Genomic DNA, 15,674 nt, shown 5'->3' on the forward strand with positions numbered 1-15,674 from the left:
TGAAAGTGGCCGTATCGACAAATTGATGCTCCGAACGGGTGGGTCAGCGCGCCTGCGGATCCCGCCGCTGGGGGAGCGTGACCACCGACGCGTCGCCCGGCCCGGCCGGCGGCAGGCCCGCGACCTGGGCCAGCAGATCGCACCAGGAGGCGAGGTGCCCCGCCGTGTCCGGCACCCCGCCCAGGCCCTCGCGGGGCGTCCAGGAGGCGCGGATCTCGATCTGCGAGGCCGCTGGGCGCTCGGACAGACCTCCGAAGTAGTGCGAGCTCGCGCGCGTGACGGTGCCGCTCGGCTCGCCGTACGACAGCCCGCGCGCCGAGAGCGCGCCGGTCAGCCAGGACCAGCACACCTCGGGCAGCAGCGGGTCGGCGGCCATCTCCGGCTCCAGCTCCGCGCGCACCAGCGTCACCAGCCGGAAGGTGCCCCGCCAGGCCTCGTGGCCGTCGGGGTCGTGCAGCAGCACGAGGCGCCCGTCGGCGAGGTCCTGGTCGCCGTCGACGACGGTCGCCTCCAGCGCGTACGCGTGCGGGGCGAGCCGCTGGGGCGCGCGTGTCGCCTCGATCTCGATCTGCGGCCGCAACCGACTGGCGCGCAGGGCCTGAACCGCGGCCTGGAAGGCCGGCGGAGCCGCACCGCTCCCATCCCGGTCGCTCCCCTTCGCGTCGTCCATTCCGCCCGTGTCGTCCGACAGTCGTCCTTGTGCCGCAGCCATGCGGGAAGGTTAAGGGGAAGGGGGGCGTGCTGCGGGCCTAGACACCCGGACTCGGCTCCATGCCCACACGGACACCGCGCACTCGGCACTCGCCGCACCGTGCGAGACTTTCCGACGTGAGTGCACACCGAACGCCGCCGTCAGCCACGTACGAATCCGCCTTCCTCAAGGCCTGCCGGCGCGAGCCCGTGCCGCACACCCCGGTGTGGTTCATGCGTCAGGCCGGGCGCTCGCTGCCCGAGTACCGCAAGGTGCGCGAGGGCATCCCGATGCTGGAGTCCTGCGCGCGGCCCGAGCTCGTCGCGGAGATCACCCTCCAGCCGGTGCGCCGGCACGGCGTGGACGCGGCGATCTACTACAGCGACATCGTCGTCCCGCTCAAGGCCATCGGCATCGACCTCGACATCAAGCCCGGCGTCGGCCCGGTCGTGGAGCGCCCGATCCGCACCCGCGCCGACCTGGCCCAGCTGCGCGACCTCACCCCCGAGGACGTCTCCTACGTCACCGAGGCCATCGGCCTGCTGACCCGCGAGCTCGGCCCGACCCCCCTGATCGGTTTCGCCGGCGCGCCTTTCACCCTCGCGAGTTACCTCGTCGAGGGCGGCCCGTCCCGCACCTACGAGAACGCCAAGTCGATGATGTACGGCGACCCCGAGCTGTGGGCCGACCTCCTCGACCGCCTCGCCGAGATCACCGCCGCCTTCCTGAAGGTCCAGATCGAGGCCGGCGCCTCCGCCGTCCAGCTCTTCGACTCCTGGGCCGGTGCCCTCGCCCCCGCCGACTACCGCCGCTCGGTCCTGCCCGCCTCCGCGAAGGTCTTCCAGGCCGTCGAGGGCTACGGCGTCCCCCGCATCCACTTCGGCGTCGGCACCGGTGAGCTGCTGAAGCTCATGGGCGAGGCTGGCGCGGACGTCGTCGGCGTCGACTGGCGCGTCCCGCTCGACGAGGCGGCCCGCCGCGTCGGTCCCGGCAAGGCGCTCCAGGGCAACCTCGACCCGACGGTCCTGTTCTCCTCCACGGAGGCCGTCGAGGCCAAGACCCGCGAGGTCCTGGACTCGGCCGCCGACCTGGAGGGCCACGTCTTCAACCTCGGCCACGGCGTCATGCCGTCCACGGACCCGGACGCCCTGACCCGCCTCGTGGAGTACGTCCACACGCAGACGGCCCGCTGACCCCTCACCACGTGTGCCGGGGCCGCGCCTTCCTGCCGAACAGCAGGCCGCGCGGTTCCGGCGGCGGGGGAGTGCCCGGCTTCAGCGGCCAGGCGAGCAGCATCCCGGCGAGGAAACCGACGACGTGCGCGGCGTACGCGACCGTGCCCGCCGCGGAGACGCCCTCGCCGGACGAGTAGAACGCCTGGAGCACGAACCAGAAGCCCAGCACCAGCCACGCCGGCAGTCTCAGCGGCAGGAACACCAGGAACGGCACCAGGACCCACACCCGGGCCTTCGGGTACAGCACCAGATAGGCGCCCAGGACACCGGCGATCGCCCCCGAGGCGCCGATCAGCGGGTCTCCCGAGTCGGCGTTCAGCAGCGCGAAGCCGTACGAGGCCGCGTAGCCGCAGACGACGTAGAACAGCGCGAAGCGCACATGGCCCATGCGGTCCTCGACGTTGTTGCCGAAGATCAGCAGGAACAGCATGTTGCCCAGCAGGTGCAGCCAGCCGCCGTGCAGGAACATCGCCGTCAGCACCGACAGCGCGGGGGACTTGTCGTAGTCCGGCGGGGCCACCACACAGCCCGTCGCGCCCTGCGCGTTCGTGCCGACCTCGCCCGTGGGGACGAGCTTGGGCATCTGATGGTGGATCAACTCCTGCGGGATCGCCGCGTACTGGTCCAGGAACGCCTGGAGGTGGCACAGCTGCGACACGCTGCTGTCGCCCGCCACGGAACCGGCCAGGCCGGGCATGAACAGGAACACGAGGACGTTCGCGGCGATGAGCGCGTACGTCACCACGGGGGTGCGGCGCACGGGGTTCACGTCATGGACGGGGATGACCACAAGGAAGTACTGCCCGCGATGGACCCGGTGAATCGGTGGCGCCCCGGTGAACACCCGCACGCACGCGTGCGTATGTCTCCTCAACCGCCCGCGGCACGGGGAAGGCGGGCCGCGGGGACTACGTGAGGATCAGCGATGAACGACCGTACTACTCCTGCGATGCACGCTCTTCCCGACGGGGAGGCCGAGCTCTCCCTGGTGGTGCGACTGCCGTGGGAGGACGTGGCCAGGCTCGGCCAGGAGGCCGGGCGGCTGGCGTCCCAGATGCAGCGGCCGGTGACGCTCGACGAGGCGGTGAGCAACCGGCTCCGGTCCACGCGGTCCGCCGCGCACGCCAAGCCGGCCGGCGAGCAGCCGTCGGCCATGCCTCCCAGCAGCAGCGCCTCCGTCTCGGCGCTGCCGCCCCGCCCGCCCGCCGACCAGGCCCGCCAGGCCATCGAACGGATCAACGGAACGGCGTAGCCCTCAGGAGCCCCGCACCTTCGCGACGGCCTTCCTGGCCGCCACCAGCACCGGATCCCACACCGGGCTGAACGGCGGCGCGTACCCCAGGTCCAGGGCCGTCATCCGCTCCACCGTCATCCCCGCCGTCAGGGCCACCGCCGCGATGTCGACCCGCTTGCCCGCGCCTTCCCTCCCGACGATCTGCACGCCGAGCAGCCGCCCCGTGCGGCGCTCGGCGAGCATCTTCACCGTCATCGGGGAGGCGCCCGGGTAGTACCCGGCCCGGCTCGTCGACTCGATCGTGACCGACTCGAACTGGAGGCCCACCCGGCGGGCGTCCTTCTCCCGCAGCCCGGTGCGGGCGATCTCCAGGTCGCAGACCTTGCTGACGGCCGTGCCGACGACCCCGGGGAAGGTGGCGTAACCGCCCCCGACGTTCGTGCCGATGACCTGGCCGTGCTTGTTGGCGTGGGTGCCGAGCGCGATGTGGCGCTCCTGCCCCGACACCAGGTCCAGGACCTCCACGCAGTCACCGCCCGCCCAGATGTTCTCGTGGCCGCGCACCCGCATCGCCAGGTCCGTCAGCAGGCCGCCGTGGCTGCCCAGGGGCAGGCCGGCCGCCTCGGCGAGCGTCGTCTCGGGACGCACCCCGATGCCGAGCACCACCACGTCCGCCGGATACTCCGCGTCCTCCGTGGCGACCGCGCGCACCCGGCCGTCCTCGTCCGTGAGCACCTTGGTCACCGCGGCGTCGTTGACCATGGTGATGCCCAGGCCCTCCATCGCCTCGTGCACCAGGCGGCCCATGTCCGGGTCGAGCGTGGACATCGGCTCACTGCCGCGGTTGACGACCGTCACCTCGTAGTCGCGGTTGATCAGGGCCTCGGCCATCTCCACGCCGATGTACCCGGCGCCCACGACCACCGCCCGGCGGCCACGCGTGCGTGCCAGCGTGTCGATGAGCGCCCGGCCGTCGTCGAGGGTCTGCACCCCGTGCACCCCGGCGGCGTCGACACCCGGCATGTCCGGGCGGATCGGGCGGGCGCCGGTCGCGATCACGAGCTTGTCGTACGACGTCCAGGACTCGGCGCCCGAATCGAGGTCCCGCGCGCGGACCCGCTGACGGTCGACGTCGATCTCCATGACCTCGGTGCGCATGCGCAGGTCGATGTCCCGGGCCCGGTGCTCCTCGGGCGTGCGGGCGATCAAGCGGTCCGGACCGTCGACGTCCCCGCCCACCCAGTACGGGATGCCGCACGCCGAGTAGGAGGTGAAGTGGCCCCGCTCGAACGCCACGATCTCCAGTTCGCCGGGGTCCCTCATCCGGCGGGCCTGCGACGCCGCGGACATCCCCGCGGCGTCGCCGCCGATCACGACCAGACGTTCCCTCGTGCCCTGCGTACGGCTCATGTTCATGCGAACACGCTACGAGGGCGGGGCATTTCAGCCCCGCGCGCCCCGCCTCCTCGCGTCACTCCCGCTCGCCCGGCTCCTGCGGGCGTCCCGGCTCCCGCGTGACCCCGGGTTCCTGCGACCGTCCCGGGGCGCCGGGTTCCTGAGGCCGTCCCTGGGCTGGGACCGGACGGGCCATGGGCAGCGGGCCCAGCGCGGTCGAGGCGCCCGCGGGAGCCGGGCGGCGCGGCAGCCGGGGCCGGACCAGCCGCAGCCACACCAGCACGATCAGCGCGAGCCCCGCCAGGAACGGCAGCACCGCGGCCAGCGCCACCACGATCCAGCGCAGCATGGTCACGAACGCGCCCCAGCCGCCCGCGAGCGCGTCGACGACGCCGGGGTCGTCGTCCTCCTCGGCCTCCACGACCGGCGTCTCGGACAGGGAGAGGGTGATGGTCGCCAGGGTCGTACGGTCCTTCAGGGACGCCTGACGGGCCAGCAGCGACTCCAGTTCGGCCTGGCGGGTGCTCAGTTCGCCCTCCAGGGTGACCACGTCGCTGAGCCTGGTCGCCTTGTCCATCAGCTCCCGGATCCGCGCCACGCTCGCCCGCTGTGTCGCGATCCGGCTCTCCACGTCGACGACCTGGTCGGTGACGTCCTGCGCGTTCGCCGTGCGCTCCAGGAGCTTGCCCGCGCCCTCCAGGCCGGCGAGGACCTCGTCGTACTTCTCGACGGGCACCCGCAGCACCACCTCGGTCTGCTCCCGGCCCTCCTCGTCCCGGGAGGTGGACTCCTTGCCGACGAACCCGCCCGCGTTCTCGGTGGTGGTGCGGGCCGCGGCGAGCGCCTTCGGGACGTTCTTGACCTGCACGGTCAGCGTGGCGGTGCGGATGATGTGGTTCGCGGCGGGCTGCGGCGCGGCGGTGGCCTGCTTGCCGCCCGCGTCGGCCTCGGTGCCGGCCGCGCCCTTGCTGTCGGCCGCCTGGGCGCCGGCCCGGTCCTCCTGGGCGAGGCTGCTGCCGTCGCCGCCCGAGTCGCTCGCCCCGCTGCACCCGGTCAGCGCCAGGGCCGCGGCCAGCAGCAGCCCGGCCAGGGCCTGCCCGGGCCGCACGGAGCTTCGTGAACGGCGTGAACGTGGTGCGCGCATGGGCGTCCCCCCGAGGGTCGTGGACAACTGACGCTCCTTCGACGCCGCAAGGAGCGCGAACGTTGGACCCGGGCGGTCCCGATGCGGTCACGGTCAGGACTCGTCAAGGACACCGGGCCGCCGGTGGACTGTCAGCGCGGTCTGAGAGGCTGGGGTCATGAGCGGATCACAGGTCGTCGTCATCGGAGCCGGCATCGCGGGACTGGCCGCGGCCCACCGGCTGGCGCAGCGCGGTGCGCGCGTCACCGTACTGGAGGCGTCGGAGCGTGTCGGCGGCAAGCTGCTGCCCGGCGAGATCGCGGGCGCGCGCGTCGACCTCGGCGCCGAGTCGATGCTGGCCCGCAGGCCGGAGGCGGTGGCCCTCGCGCGCGAGGTGGGCCTCGGCGAGCTCCTCCAGCCGCCCGCCACCGCGACCGCCTCGATCTGGACCCGCGGTGCCCTGCGCCCCATGCCCAAGGGCCACGTCATGGGCGTCCCCGGCACCGCCGAGGCTCTCGCCGGGGTGCTGTCCGAGGAGGGCCTCGCCCGCATCGCACAGGACGCCGGACTGCCCCGCACGGAGATCGGCGACGACGTGGCGGTCGGTGAGTACGTGGCGGCGCGCCTGGGCCGCGAGGTCGTCGACCGCCTCGTCGAGCCCCTCCTCGGCGGGGTCTACGCGGGCGACGCGTACCGCATCTCGATGCGCTCGGCCGTCCCGCAGCTCTTCCAGGTCGCGAAGACCCACACCTCGCTGACCGAGGGCGTCCGCGAGATCCAGGCGAGGACGGCCGCCGACCAGCAGACCGGGCCCGTGTTCATGGGCGTCGAGGGCGGCGTGGGCACCCTCCCGCCCGCCGTCGCCGACGCGGTCCGCGCCGAGGGCGGCGAGATCGTCACCGGCGCCCCGGTCACCGAGCTGCGCCGCGAGCCCTCCGGCGGCTGGCGGGTCGTCACCGGGGACCGCGTCCGGCACGCGGACGCGGTGATCGTCGCCGCCCCCGCCGCGGCCGCGGCGCGGCTGCTGCGCGCCGAGGCCCCCGAGGCCGCGGACGAGCTCGACACCGTCGAGTACGCCTCCATGGCCCTGGTCACGCTCGCCTACCGCCGCTCCGACACCGCCCTGCCCGCGGGCAGCGGCTTCCTCGTCCCGCCGGTCGACGGCCGCACCATCAAGGCGTCCACGTTCGCCTCCCAGAAGTGGGGCTGGATCGCAGACGAGAACCCGGACGTCGTGGTCCTGCGCACCTCCGTCGGCCGCTACGGCGAGACGGAAATCCTGGAGCGCGACGACGCCGACCTGGTGGACGTCTCCCGCCACGACCTGCGAGCGGCCACCGGTCTGGACGCCACCCCCCTCGAAACCCGCGTCACCCGCTGGACCGACGGTCTGCCCCAGTACCCCGTCGGCCACCACGCGCGCGTGGCCCGCATCCGCGAGCACGTCGCCAAGCTCCCCGGCCTCGCGGTGTGCGGCGCGCCGTACGACGGCGTCGGCATCCCGGCCTGCATCGCGAGCGCCCACGCGGCCGTGGACCAGCTGCGGGGCGACCTCACCGCCGTGCGGGAGCTCACGGCCAACCCGGTGCAGAGTCTGCACGGCGGAGCGGGAGAATAGGGGCCATGAGCAACGACGCCCCCACCCCCGAGTCCGGCAGGGTCCCGAACAAGGGCAAGCTGGCCAAGGACCTCAACGAGGTCATCCGGTACACGCTCTGGTCCGTCTTCAAGCTGAAGGACGTGCTGCCCGAGGACCGCACCGGCTACGCCGACGAGGTCCAGGAGCTGTTCGACCAGCTCGCCGCCAAGGACGTCACGATCCGCGGCACCTACGACGTGTCCGGGCTGCGCGCCGACGCCGACGTCATGATCTGGTGGCACGCGGAGACCAGCGACCAGCTGCAGGAGGCGTACAACCTCTTCCGCCGCACCAGGCTGGGCCGCGCTCTGGAGCCGGTCTGGTCCAACATGGCGCTGCACCGCCCCGCCGAGTTCAACCGCTCGCACATCCCGGCGTTCCTGGCGGACGAGAACCCCCGGGACTACGTCAGCGTCTACCCGTTCGTGCGCTCCTACGACTGGTACCTCCTCCCCGACGAGGACCGCCGTCGCATGCTCGCCGACCACGGCAAGATGGCCCGCGGCTACCCGGACGTCCGCGCCAACACGGTCGCCTCCTTCTCGCTGGGCGACTACGAGTGGATCCTGGCGTTCGAGGCCGACGAGCTCTACCGCATCGTCGACCTCATGCGCCACCTGCGGGCGTCGGAGGCCCGTATGCACGTCCGCGAGGAGGTCCCGTTCTACACGGGCCGCCGCAAGGACATCGGCGACCTCGTGGCGGGTCTCGCCTGATCAGCGAGTAGGCGTGCCGGCCGCCTTCCGGGGGCCGGCACCCGCCTTCGGCGTCGGCTCGGGGTGCGGGGCGCACGCGGCGCGCCGCACCGGGAGGCGGCCCTCCAGCAGGTAGGCGTCCAGGTACCCGTTGACGCAGGCGTTGGGGCCGCCCGCGATGCCGTGCGTGCCCGCGTCGCGCTCGGTCACCAGCACCGAGCCGGACAGCCGCCGGTGCAGCTCCAGGGCACCGTCGTACGGAGTGGCCGCGTCCCGCTCGGCGGCCAGGATCAGTGTCGGGGGCAGTTCACCCGGCCCGGTCCGCACGTCCAGCGGCTCCTGCCGGGCCGCGGGCCAGTACGCGCAGGGCAGGTTCAGCCACACGTTGTCCCACGTCTCGAACGGCGCCACCCGCGCCAGCCGGGTGTTGTCCCGGTCCCACACCTTCCAGTCGGTCGGCCAGGACGCGTCGTTGCACTCGACGGCGGTGTAGACCGCGTTCCCGTTCTCCGCCTCCTTCGCCGCCTCCTGGTGCGGCCCCGCCTGCTGGATCAGCGGCTTCGGATCACCCTTGAGATACGCCGACAGGGCCCGCGCCCGGTGCGGCCACACGTCGTCGTAGTAACCGGCCGACAGGAACGCCCCCTGAAGCTGTCCGGGCCCGACCCTGCCGCCGGCCGGCTCGGCGGCCAGCCGCGCGGCCGCCTTCTCGTAGCTGTGCAGCACCTCCTCGGCCGTGGCACCGAGCCCGTACACGTCGTCGTGCCGGGCGACCCACTCCCGGAAGTCCGCCCAGCGCCCCTCGAAGGCGGCCGACTGGTCCAGGTTGTTGCGGTACCAGACCTGCTCCGGCGCCGGGTTCACCGCCGCGTCGAATACCATCCGCCGCACGTGGGAGGGGAACAGCGTCGCGTACAGCGCACCGAAGTAGGTCCCGTACGAGGCCCCCATGAACGTCAGCCGTGGCTCGCCCAGTGCGGCCCGCAGCACATCGAGGTCCCGGGCGTTGTTCAGGGAGGTGTAGTGGGGCAGGGCCGAGCCCGCCCGCCGCGCGCACCCGCGCGCGTACGCCTTCGCCTGCGCGATGCGTTCCTTCTTGTACGACTCCGAGGGGTGCGTGGGCGCCTGCGTGGGCGCCTTGAAGAACCGCTTCGGCTCGGTGCAGGACAGCGGCGCCGAACGGCCCACCCCGCGCGGGGCGTAGCCGACCAGGTCGTAGGCCGCCGCGAGCCCCTTCCACTCGGGCAGCGCGCCGATCAGCGGGAAGTACATGCCGGAGGCGCCGGGACCGCCGGGGTTGTAGACCAGGGCCCCCTGCCGGGGCACCCGGCGCTTGCTGTTGTGCGGGTCCTTCTGGGTGGCCCGCACCCGGCTGACGGTCAGGGCGATCTGCCGGCCGTCGGGACGCGCGTAGTCGAGCGGGACGGACACCGTGCCGCACTGGACGTCCTCGGGCAGGTCCTCCACCGCGGGACAGGCGCCGAAGCGGACGCCGGCCGCCCCGGCGCGCGCGGCGGCGACCGCGGTGCCGCGCAGTTCCGCCGCGCCCGGGGCGGCCGGAGCGCCCCCGGCCGGTGCGGCGACGAGCGTGGTCAGGAGCAAGGATCCGGTGGCCGTGAAGAGGGCGGGAGCTCTCATCGGTGTCCCTTCGGTGCGCGGCGGCGACAAAAGGGATGTTTGGTTCGGTCACGGGGGAAGGCAAGCACCGCCCCACGGGTGTCGGCCCCAATGCCTCCGTGCGCCCCCGGGCGTGCTCAGTCACGCCGGTGCGGACGGCGGTGCTCCGCGGTGGAGGCGGTGGTGCGCGTGCCGCGAGCGGTGCGCGTCGCCGACCGGAGAGCGCCCCATGGCCGCAGCTCACGCGGCTGTCTGCCCGGCCTGCGGGTTCTCGCCCTGCTGCGCCCGGCCCGGCGCACCGACCGGGATGGGTTCAGTCGTGCCGGTGCGCGCGGCGGTGCTCCGCGGTGGAGGCGGTGGTGCGCGTGCCGCGAGCGGTGCGCGTCGTCGACCGGAGAGCGCCCATGGCTGCAGCTCACGCGGCTGTCTGCCCGGCCTGCGGGTTCTCGCCCTGCTGCGTCCGGCCCGGCGCACCGACCGGGATGGGTTCAGTCGTGCCGGTGCGCGCGGCGGTGCTCCGCGGTGGAGGCGGTGGTGCGCGTGCCGCGAGCGGTGCGCGTCGCCGACCGGGGAGCGCCCCATGGCCGCAGCTCACGCGGCTGTCTGCCCGGCCTGCGGGTTCTCGCCCTGCTGCGCCCGGCCCGGCGCACCGACCGGGATGGGTTCAGTCGTGCCGGTGCGGACGGCGGTGCTCCTCGCCGTCCCCGCGTGGCTGCTCCGCGCACCGTTCCTCGCGGTACGGACCGTGGGGCTGCTCACGGTGGGCGAAGGCCGCGCGCAGGTCCGGTTCGCCGACCGCGCTGATGCCGCGGACGGCGACCGAGGTGAGATAGGTCCGCTCGTCCGTGCCGCCGGGGTGCCGGGTCAGGGCGCCGAGCAGCCGCTGGCCCGCCGGGGACGCCCAGCGCGAGTACGGGTGGACCTCCATCCGGGCGATGGCCAGACAGCTCACGGTCAGGGCGAGCGGCAGCGCGAACCAGAGGGCGACCAGATGCCGCGGCATCGCCGAGGGCGCGGGGGCCAGCAGCGCGATCGCGCCCAGCGCGACGACGCCCCCCGCGGCCAGTTGCACCTGGCGGACGGCCACCGCGATGGAGCGGGTGCCGTCGGGAACGGCCAGGCCCGCGTCGACGAGCCGGTCGGCCAGGCTGCGCACCGCGTCCGCCGAGGCCGCGTCCGCCCGCACCGGAGCGATCCGGGACTGTCCCCCCGGCCCGATGGCCCCGATGACCGTGCGCTCCATCTCGTCCCGGCCGCGCGGATCGACGACGGTCGCCCAGCCGGTGTGGGCCAGCAGCAGCCGCCGCTGCCGGGCCATGGAGACGAGCGTCAGATCGGCGACCCGCCGCGGTCCGCCGGACAGGAACGCCGCCTCGTAGAGCGTCAGATCGTGTCCCCGGGCATCCGCGTCCGCGGCCGCCGCGTGTACGGCGGCCAGGCACAGCCGCGTGCACGCGGTGCCGGCGGCGGCCCAGGCCAGCAGCAGAAGAAGAACCCAGAACATGCCGCGTTTCTATGCCAAAGGCTCCTGGCGGCGCCATGGGCTGTTCACGATCCGGACGGAGTGTTGTCGGTGTGTGACGTTCCGTTTGTCCGAAAGCGCACTACGACGACACGGGAACCGGGGGCGGACTCGAGGCGGCCGGGGGGAGGGTGAAGGTCGTGGCGTACGGCGACGGAGTGACCGGAACGACCCGGCCCGGGTCGGCCGTCGGGCCGGGCGGGGCGGGGGAGTTGGTGATCGGCGGGGTGCTGCCCGCGGCCATGTCCTGGGCCAGTGCGCCGAAGTCGACGTATCCCGTGGCCTCCAGGACCTTGATGTGGTCGAGGACGGTGGTGTTGGCGTCGTCGGCCAGGGCGCGGACCAGGGAGTTCTGGGTGCTCGCGCGGACCTCGGCGACGACCGGGAACACCCTGCCGTGCGCGAGGCGCGCGATGTTGGCGAACTGGCGGTCGTAGTCGACGCCCTGGGCCCCGTCGAGGGTGGCGAGCCACTGCTTCTGCTGGTCGTTGGGCTCGTTGGGCAGGGCGAGTCCGAGCTTCGACGCCACGTCACGCACGCGTGCGTCGAGGAACGTGTGTCCCTCCACGAGGTGCTGCCCCGCCGTCCGCACGGCCTGCGTCGTGCCCTTCTGCTGGGCCTGCTGGCCCGCGGGCAGCTCCCACAGCCCCGCCAGCCGCACCTTCGTGACGAAGTCCCGGTCCAGGGCGGAGAGCGGCCCGTACGGTGTCGTCACGGTTCCGGCCTTGAGCACGCTGAGTCCGGTGCCGGAGCGGTCGGCGTACGACCAGATCGGGATGAGCAGGGCCACCAGGGTCGCCGTCAGCCCGGCGATGATGAGCCCGGTGCCGGTGAATATGCCTCGCCCTTCGAGGGGCGGTCGCGGTCGCATGGTGCCTCCAGTCACGGCACCGCACGCTTGTGGGTTCCAGGTGCGGGATTGACATATTACTGCCGGGTCCGTGCCGCCCCCCCGTCCCCGGACCCCCGCGCTCTCACCGCCGCAGCAGGGCCCTCCGCGTGGCCCGGGCCAGCCGCACCGACGGCCGGTGGGACCTCGGTGCCGGGCCCGACCGCTCCAGCCACCACTCCCGCAGCTCGCGCCGCACCCGCGCGTCCCGCAAGGTCCCGCCCAGCAGAAGGTGTTCGGCGAAGTCCAGGGCGTCCCGCCGGTATCCGTCGGTCATCGGCGCCCCCTGCGCGTACGCCAGGAACGCGGGCCGGTACCCCGCCCCCAGGATCACCGGCAGTTCGGGCGCCACCTTGGCCACCACGTCCGCCCGCTTCCCCGCGAGCGCCCGCGCCTGCACCCCCAGCCGCACCCGGTCGAACCCCTCGGGCACCGGTGTGCCCGCCACGAGCGCGGACAGCAGGGCGGTCTGGGCGAGCGCGAGCCGCTGACGGGCGGGGTCGGTCGGCACACTCGACGGCTCCGCGGCGGCAGCCTGCCACGGACGGTCGGCCCGAGCCGCGCCCCCCTTCTCCACCGCTTCCCGGATCGCCCCCAACTCCCTTTCCAGTTCCGCCGGTTCAGGGAAGTTCTCGTCCCGCTCCAGCAGCACGCCCGGCGGTGAGACCCGGGACGCGAGGTCGGTGAGGATGTCGAGGACCGGCCGTGGAACCGGGTGAGCGTGGCTGTCGTGCCACACGCCGTCCCGCTCGAACCCGCCCGCTACATGGACGTACGCGATGGCCTCCAGCGGAAGTTCGGCCAGTGCCTCGGCCGGGTCCTCGCCGCGGTTGACGTGGTTGGTGTGCAGGTTGGCCACGTCGATCAGCAGCCGTACCCCCGTGCGGTCGGCGAGGTCGTACAGGAACTGCCCCTCGGTCATCTCCTCGCCCGGCCACGCGACCAGCGCGGCGATGTTCTCCACGGCGAGCGGCACCGGGAGCGCGTCCTGTGCGATGCGGATGTTCTCGCAGAGGACGTCCAGGGCGTCCCGAGTGCGCGGGACGGGCAGCAGGTGCCCGGCCTCCAGGCGCGGCGAGGCGGTCAGCGGGCCGCCCGCCCGGACGAACGCGATGTGCTCGGTGACCAGCGGCGAGCCCAGCGCCTCGGCCCGCTCGGCGAGCGCCAGGAGCCGCCCGGCGTCGGGCCGCTCCGCGCCGCCGAGGCCCAGCGAGACACCGTGCGGCACCACGGTCACCCCGCGCTCGCGCAGCCGCCGCAGGGACTCGGGCAGGTGCCCGGGGCAGACGTTCTCGGCCACGGCCTCGACCCAGTCGATGCCCGGCATGTTCTCCACGGCGTCCGCGATCTCCGGCCGCCACCCGATCCCCGTGCCCAGTCGCTCCATGGTCCGTCCCCTCCTCGGCCTCTCCCGCACCCGCCCGGCGTGACGGAGGTATGGCCCCGGGGACAGGGCGCGAACCGTGCCCGGGGGACGTTCAGAGCAACATTTGAGGTTAGGGCCGGTGACGTCACCCACCCGTTCCGGGCCACGCCCGCGGCTCCCGGCCCCGCAGCCGTAGCGTCTCCTCCAGCGGTCCCGCCCCTTCCGGAACCTTCAGGGCGGCGCGAACGCGAACCCCGGCCCGCGGCCGGCCGGATCCGCCGGAACCCGTCGGGCCACGGCCAGTGCCGCCACGAGCACCTCCTCGGCCAGCTGGAGCCGCACACCGAGCGCGGCCGCCACGTCCCACGCGTGCACGACGTGGTCGACGAAGTGAAAGCCGGTCGCCGTCCGGCCGGCAAAACCGCCGCCCAGCTCCGGCAGCACGAACTCCCGCTCCACCACACCCGGTTCGGCGAACGCCGAGAGCACCGCGTCCACGGCCGCGCGATGCGCACGGGCGGGCTCGCGCAGTTCCCGAGGCTCCCGCCAGTGCTGGGCGGTCATGTGCGCCACCAGCCGCCGCAGGTCCCACCCGGCGCAGGGGGTGTCCCGCGCCCAGTCCCCGTCGTCCCCGTCCCGGGCCTCGAACTCCAGCCGCACCGACCGCAGTTCACTCCAAAAGTAAACGAACGATCGGGCTACTGGTTTTCCGTGCCGCAACCGTAAATCGTCCCAGGAGCGCTCCGGCCGTCAGGCCAGCAACCGGGAGGCGATGCCCCGCCGGACCCTGTCATATGGCGTGGACTCGCCGCGCAGCACCGACATCGCGTTCGCCGCCTCCATCAACGCGACGACCTCGAAGGCGAGTTGCGCCGGATCGGTGTCCGCGCCCAGCTCGCCGGCGGCCCGCGCCCGCTCTGCGCACCGCTCCAGTTCCGCGAGCCAGGCGTGCTGCGCCTCGACGAGGGCGTCATGGACCGCCCCCTCGCGGGCGTCGAACTCGGCCATGACGCCGTGGAAGAAACAGCCGCCGGGGAAGACCCGCTGCTGCGAGTACCGCAGCCAGCCCTCGCACAGGCCCCGCAGCCGGGCCAGCCCGTCGGCCGGGGCGACCGGCTCCAGCACCTCGGCGACGAAGATCCGCGAGGCCTCCCGCACGGTCGCCAGCTGCAACTCCTGCTTGGAGCCGAACAGGGCGAACACCCCGCTCTTGCTCAGCTCCAGCTCCCCGGCCAGCCGCCCCACCGACAGCGCCTCAAGACCCTCCACCGAGGCGATGTCGACGGCCCGGCGCAGCACGGTCCGCCGGGTGCGGTTGCCCCGCTCGACGCGCCCGTCGACCCCGCTCACCGCAGCGCCGGATGGTCCGCGACGACCGTGCACGAGCCGGGCGCGATCTCGGTGAAACCGGCGTCACGCACCAACGGCAGCCCGCTTGCGGTCAGTTCGGCCCAGCGCCCGGGAGCGGCGGTCCGTACGGCGAGCGGGAACCCGGCGTCCCGCCAGGCGGCCCGCTCCTCGTCCGACAGTTCCCACCAGGCCAGTTGGGCGCCGTGACCGGCCTGCGCCATCGCCTTGCCGGCCGACATGTCGAGGTCCGGGCTGAGCCACAGGACGGGGGCGGCCGGGTCCGCCTCGGCCGGGGGCTCGGGGTCGTCGAGGTCGGTGCCGGAGACCTGGAGCCTGGCCAGTTCCTTGGGCCACCCGTCGAGCGGCACCGGCGGGAACACCCGTACCTCGGCCGCCTTTCCGGTCACGGTGATCCCGGGCAGGGCCTCGGCCCGCCGCCACTCGGCCCCCCGGGCCCGCCGTACGACCTTGCGGATCCGGGCGTCCTGCCAGTCCCGCACGGCCTCGGCCCACTCCCCGTCGCCCACCGAACGCTCGTCGGCGAGCATGACGAGAACGGCGCGGGCGGCGGTCTCCAGGGCGTCGGTGCGGGCGGGCGGAGCGGCCTTCTCGATGCGCACCACCAGGGGCAGCACGAACTGGGGCGCCCGGTCGCGTGCGGTCGGCTCGGTACGGAAGGGGCTGTCGGTCGGGGGCGTCACGTCGTGGCTCACCCGGACAACCTTAAAGTCACCCGGAACAGGCCGTCCGCTGAGCCTCCTGCCACTCGCACACCGGGCACAGCGTGATGCCCTTGTACGACTCCGGATACTCGGTCTGCTTCCGGCACAGCACACAGTCGGCGTACGGCGGCCCGTCGGCGACCGGCGGCTTCGGCACGTCGCCGATCGTGCAGTAGTCCTCGCTCATGCCTCCAGC

General features: G+C 73.7%; 16 protein-coding genes. 4 read left to right on the plus strand and 12 right to left on the minus strand.

Annotated features, from left to right (window positions below; translation table 11 throughout):
• Window positions 1-43: 43 nt before the first annotated feature.
• Window positions 44-670: a DUF3000 domain-containing protein gene (locus M2163_RS35875; protein WP_280854060.1), complete on the minus strand. Its 627-nt coding sequence runs from the start codon at window positions 668-670 to the stop codon at window positions 44-46.
• A gap of 158 nt (window positions 671-828) precedes the next feature.
• Between M2163_RS35875 and hemE the strand changes: the two genes are divergently transcribed.
• Window positions 829-1,884, plus strand: coding sequence for a uroporphyrinogen decarboxylase (gene hemE, locus M2163_RS35880; RefSeq protein WP_280848761.1), 1,056 nt, complete (start codon window positions 829-831; stop codon window positions 1,882-1,884).
• A gap of 4 nt (window positions 1,885-1,888) precedes the next feature.
• Here hemE and M2163_RS35885 read toward each other — a convergent pair whose 3' ends face one another.
• Window positions 1,889-2,716 (minus strand): rhomboid family intramembrane serine protease, encoded by an 828-nt coding sequence (locus M2163_RS35885; protein WP_280854059.1) that lies wholly within the window; start codon window positions 2,714-2,716, stop codon window positions 1,889-1,891.
• Window positions 2,717-2,851: 135 nt separating this feature from the next.
• Here M2163_RS35885 and M2163_RS35890 point away from each other — a divergent pair, with 135 nt between their 5' ends.
• Complete coding sequence (locus M2163_RS35890; RefSeq protein ID WP_280848760.1) at window positions 2,852-3,178, plus strand: hypothetical protein; 327 nt, start codon at window positions 2,852-2,854, stop codon at window positions 3,176-3,178.
• 3 nt (window positions 3,179-3,181) lie between these two features.
• Here the strand turns inward: M2163_RS35890 and M2163_RS35895 are convergent, their stop codons facing one another.
• A complete protein-coding gene (locus M2163_RS35895; RefSeq protein WP_280848759.1) occupies window positions 3,182-4,576 on the minus strand; it encodes an FAD-dependent oxidoreductase in 1,395 nt (464 codons plus the stop codon).
• Between the two features lie 55 nt (window positions 4,577-4,631).
• The gene (locus M2163_RS35900) at window positions 4,632-5,699 is read right to left on the minus strand and encodes a DUF4349 domain-containing protein (protein WP_280896044.1); all 1,068 of its coding nucleotides are present in this window, start codon (window positions 5,697-5,699) and stop codon (window positions 4,632-4,634) included.
• A gap of 157 nt (window positions 5,700-5,856) precedes the next feature.
• Between M2163_RS35900 and hemG the strand changes: the two genes are divergently transcribed.
• Both hemG and hemQ read left to right on the plus strand, forming a co-directional pair.
• Window positions 5,857-7,296 (plus strand): protoporphyrinogen oxidase, encoded by a 1,440-nt coding sequence (hemG, locus tag M2163_RS35905; protein WP_280896045.1) that lies wholly within the window; start codon window positions 5,857-5,859, stop codon window positions 7,294-7,296.
• 5 nt (window positions 7,297-7,301) lie between these two features.
• Window positions 7,302-8,033, plus strand: a complete 732-nt coding sequence (gene hemQ, locus M2163_RS35910; protein ID WP_030313815.1) for a hydrogen peroxide-dependent heme synthase — start codon at window positions 7,302-7,304, stop codon at window positions 8,031-8,033.
• On the opposite strand, the gene M2163_RS35915 is transcribed toward hemQ, so the two are convergent.
• The 8 genes from M2163_RS35915 to M2163_RS35950 all read right to left on the minus strand — a co-directional run bounded on the left by M2163_RS35915 (window position 8,034) and on the right by M2163_RS35950 (window position 15,665).
• Window positions 8,034-9,650, minus strand: coding sequence for an alpha/beta hydrolase (locus M2163_RS35915; RefSeq protein WP_280896046.1), 1,617 nt, complete (start codon window positions 9,648-9,650; stop codon window positions 8,034-8,036). It lies immediately after the preceding gene.
• A 643-nt stretch (window positions 9,651-10,293) separates the two neighbouring features.
• Complete coding sequence (locus M2163_RS35920; RefSeq protein WP_280896047.1) at window positions 10,294-11,133, minus strand: TIGR04222 domain-containing membrane protein; 840 nt, start codon at window positions 11,131-11,133, stop codon at window positions 10,294-10,296.
• A gap of 100 nt (window positions 11,134-11,233) precedes the next feature.
• On the minus strand, window positions 11,234-12,022 hold the full coding sequence (locus tag M2163_RS35925; RefSeq protein WP_280896048.1) for a DUF4142 domain-containing protein: 789 nt from the start codon (window positions 12,020-12,022) through the stop codon (window positions 11,234-11,236).
• Window positions 12,023-12,125: 103 nt separating this feature from the next.
• The gene (locus M2163_RS35930; RefSeq protein ID WP_280896049.1) at window positions 12,126-13,427 is read right to left on the minus strand and encodes a DUF692 domain-containing protein; all 1,302 of its coding nucleotides are present in this window, start codon (window positions 13,425-13,427) and stop codon (window positions 12,126-12,128) included.
• 210 nt (window positions 13,428-13,637) lie between these two features.
• Window positions 13,638-14,066, minus strand: a complete 429-nt coding sequence (locus tag M2163_RS35935; RefSeq protein ID WP_280896050.1) for a maleylpyruvate isomerase N-terminal domain-containing protein — start codon at window positions 14,064-14,066, stop codon at window positions 13,638-13,640.
• 90 nt (window positions 14,067-14,156) lie between these two features.
• Complete coding sequence (locus M2163_RS35940) at window positions 14,157-14,756, minus strand: TetR family transcriptional regulator C-terminal domain-containing protein (protein WP_280896051.1); 600 nt, start codon at window positions 14,754-14,756, stop codon at window positions 14,157-14,159.
• Window positions 14,753-15,469 (minus strand): aminoacyl-tRNA hydrolase, encoded by a 717-nt coding sequence (locus M2163_RS35945; protein WP_280896052.1) that lies wholly within the window; start codon window positions 15,467-15,469, stop codon window positions 14,753-14,755. The genes M2163_RS35940 and M2163_RS35945 overlap by 4 nt, the downstream gene beginning before the upstream one ends.
• Before the next feature lie 16 nt (window positions 15,470-15,485).
• Window positions 15,486-15,665 carry a hypothetical protein gene (locus M2163_RS35950; RefSeq protein WP_280848751.1) on the minus strand — a complete coding sequence of 60 codons (180 nt, stop codon included), beginning with the start codon at window positions 15,663-15,665 and terminating at the stop codon, window positions 15,486-15,488.
• Window positions 15,666-15,674: the final 9 nt, after the last annotated feature.

This window comes from Streptomyces sp. SAI-135 (assembly GCF_029893805.1).
GTDB lineage: Bacteria > Actinomycetota > Actinomycetes > Streptomycetales > Streptomycetaceae > Streptomyces.

Excerpts from the sequence above, each read along its gene's own strand:
- M2163_RS35920 (WP_280896047.1), bottom strand. The coding sequence starts at position 11,133 with ATGTTCTGGGTTCTTCTTCTGCTGCTGGCCTGGGCCGCCGCCGGCACC.
- M2163_RS35890 (WP_280848760.1), top strand. The coding sequence starts at position 2,852 with ATGAACGACCGTACTACTCCTGCGATGCACGCTCTTCCCGACGGGGAG.
- M2163_RS35930 (WP_280896049.1), bottom strand. The coding sequence starts at position 13,427 with ATGGAGCGACTGGGCACGGGGATCGGGTGGCGGCCGGAGATCGCGGAC.
- hemG (WP_280896045.1), top strand. The coding sequence starts at position 5,857 with ATGAGCGGATCACAGGTCGTCGTCATCGGAGCCGGCATCGCGGGACTG.
- M2163_RS35900 (WP_280896044.1), bottom strand. The coding sequence starts at position 5,699 with ATGCGCGCACCACGTTCACGCCGTTCACGAAGCTCCGTGCGGCCCGGG.
- M2163_RS35925 (WP_280896048.1), bottom strand. The coding sequence starts at position 12,022 with ATGCGACCGCGACCGCCCCTCGAAGGGCGAGGCATATTCACCGGCACC.
- M2163_RS35895 (WP_280848759.1), bottom strand. The coding sequence starts at position 4,576 with ATGAACATGAGCCGTACGCAGGGCACGAGGGAACGTCTGGTCGTGATC.
- M2163_RS35950 (WP_280848751.1), bottom strand. The coding sequence starts at position 15,665 with ATGAGCGAGGACTACTGCACGATCGGCGACGTGCCGAAGCCGCCGGTC.
- hemQ (WP_030313815.1), top strand. The coding sequence starts at position 7,302 with ATGAGCAACGACGCCCCCACCCCCGAGTCCGGCAGGGTCCCGAACAAG.
- M2163_RS35915 (WP_280896046.1), bottom strand. The coding sequence starts at position 9,650 with ATGAGAGCTCCCGCCCTCTTCACGGCCACCGGATCCTTGCTCCTGACC.
- M2163_RS35875 (WP_280854060.1), bottom strand. The coding sequence starts at position 670 with ATGGACGACGCGAAGGGGAGCGACCGGGATGGGAGCGGTGCGGCTCCG.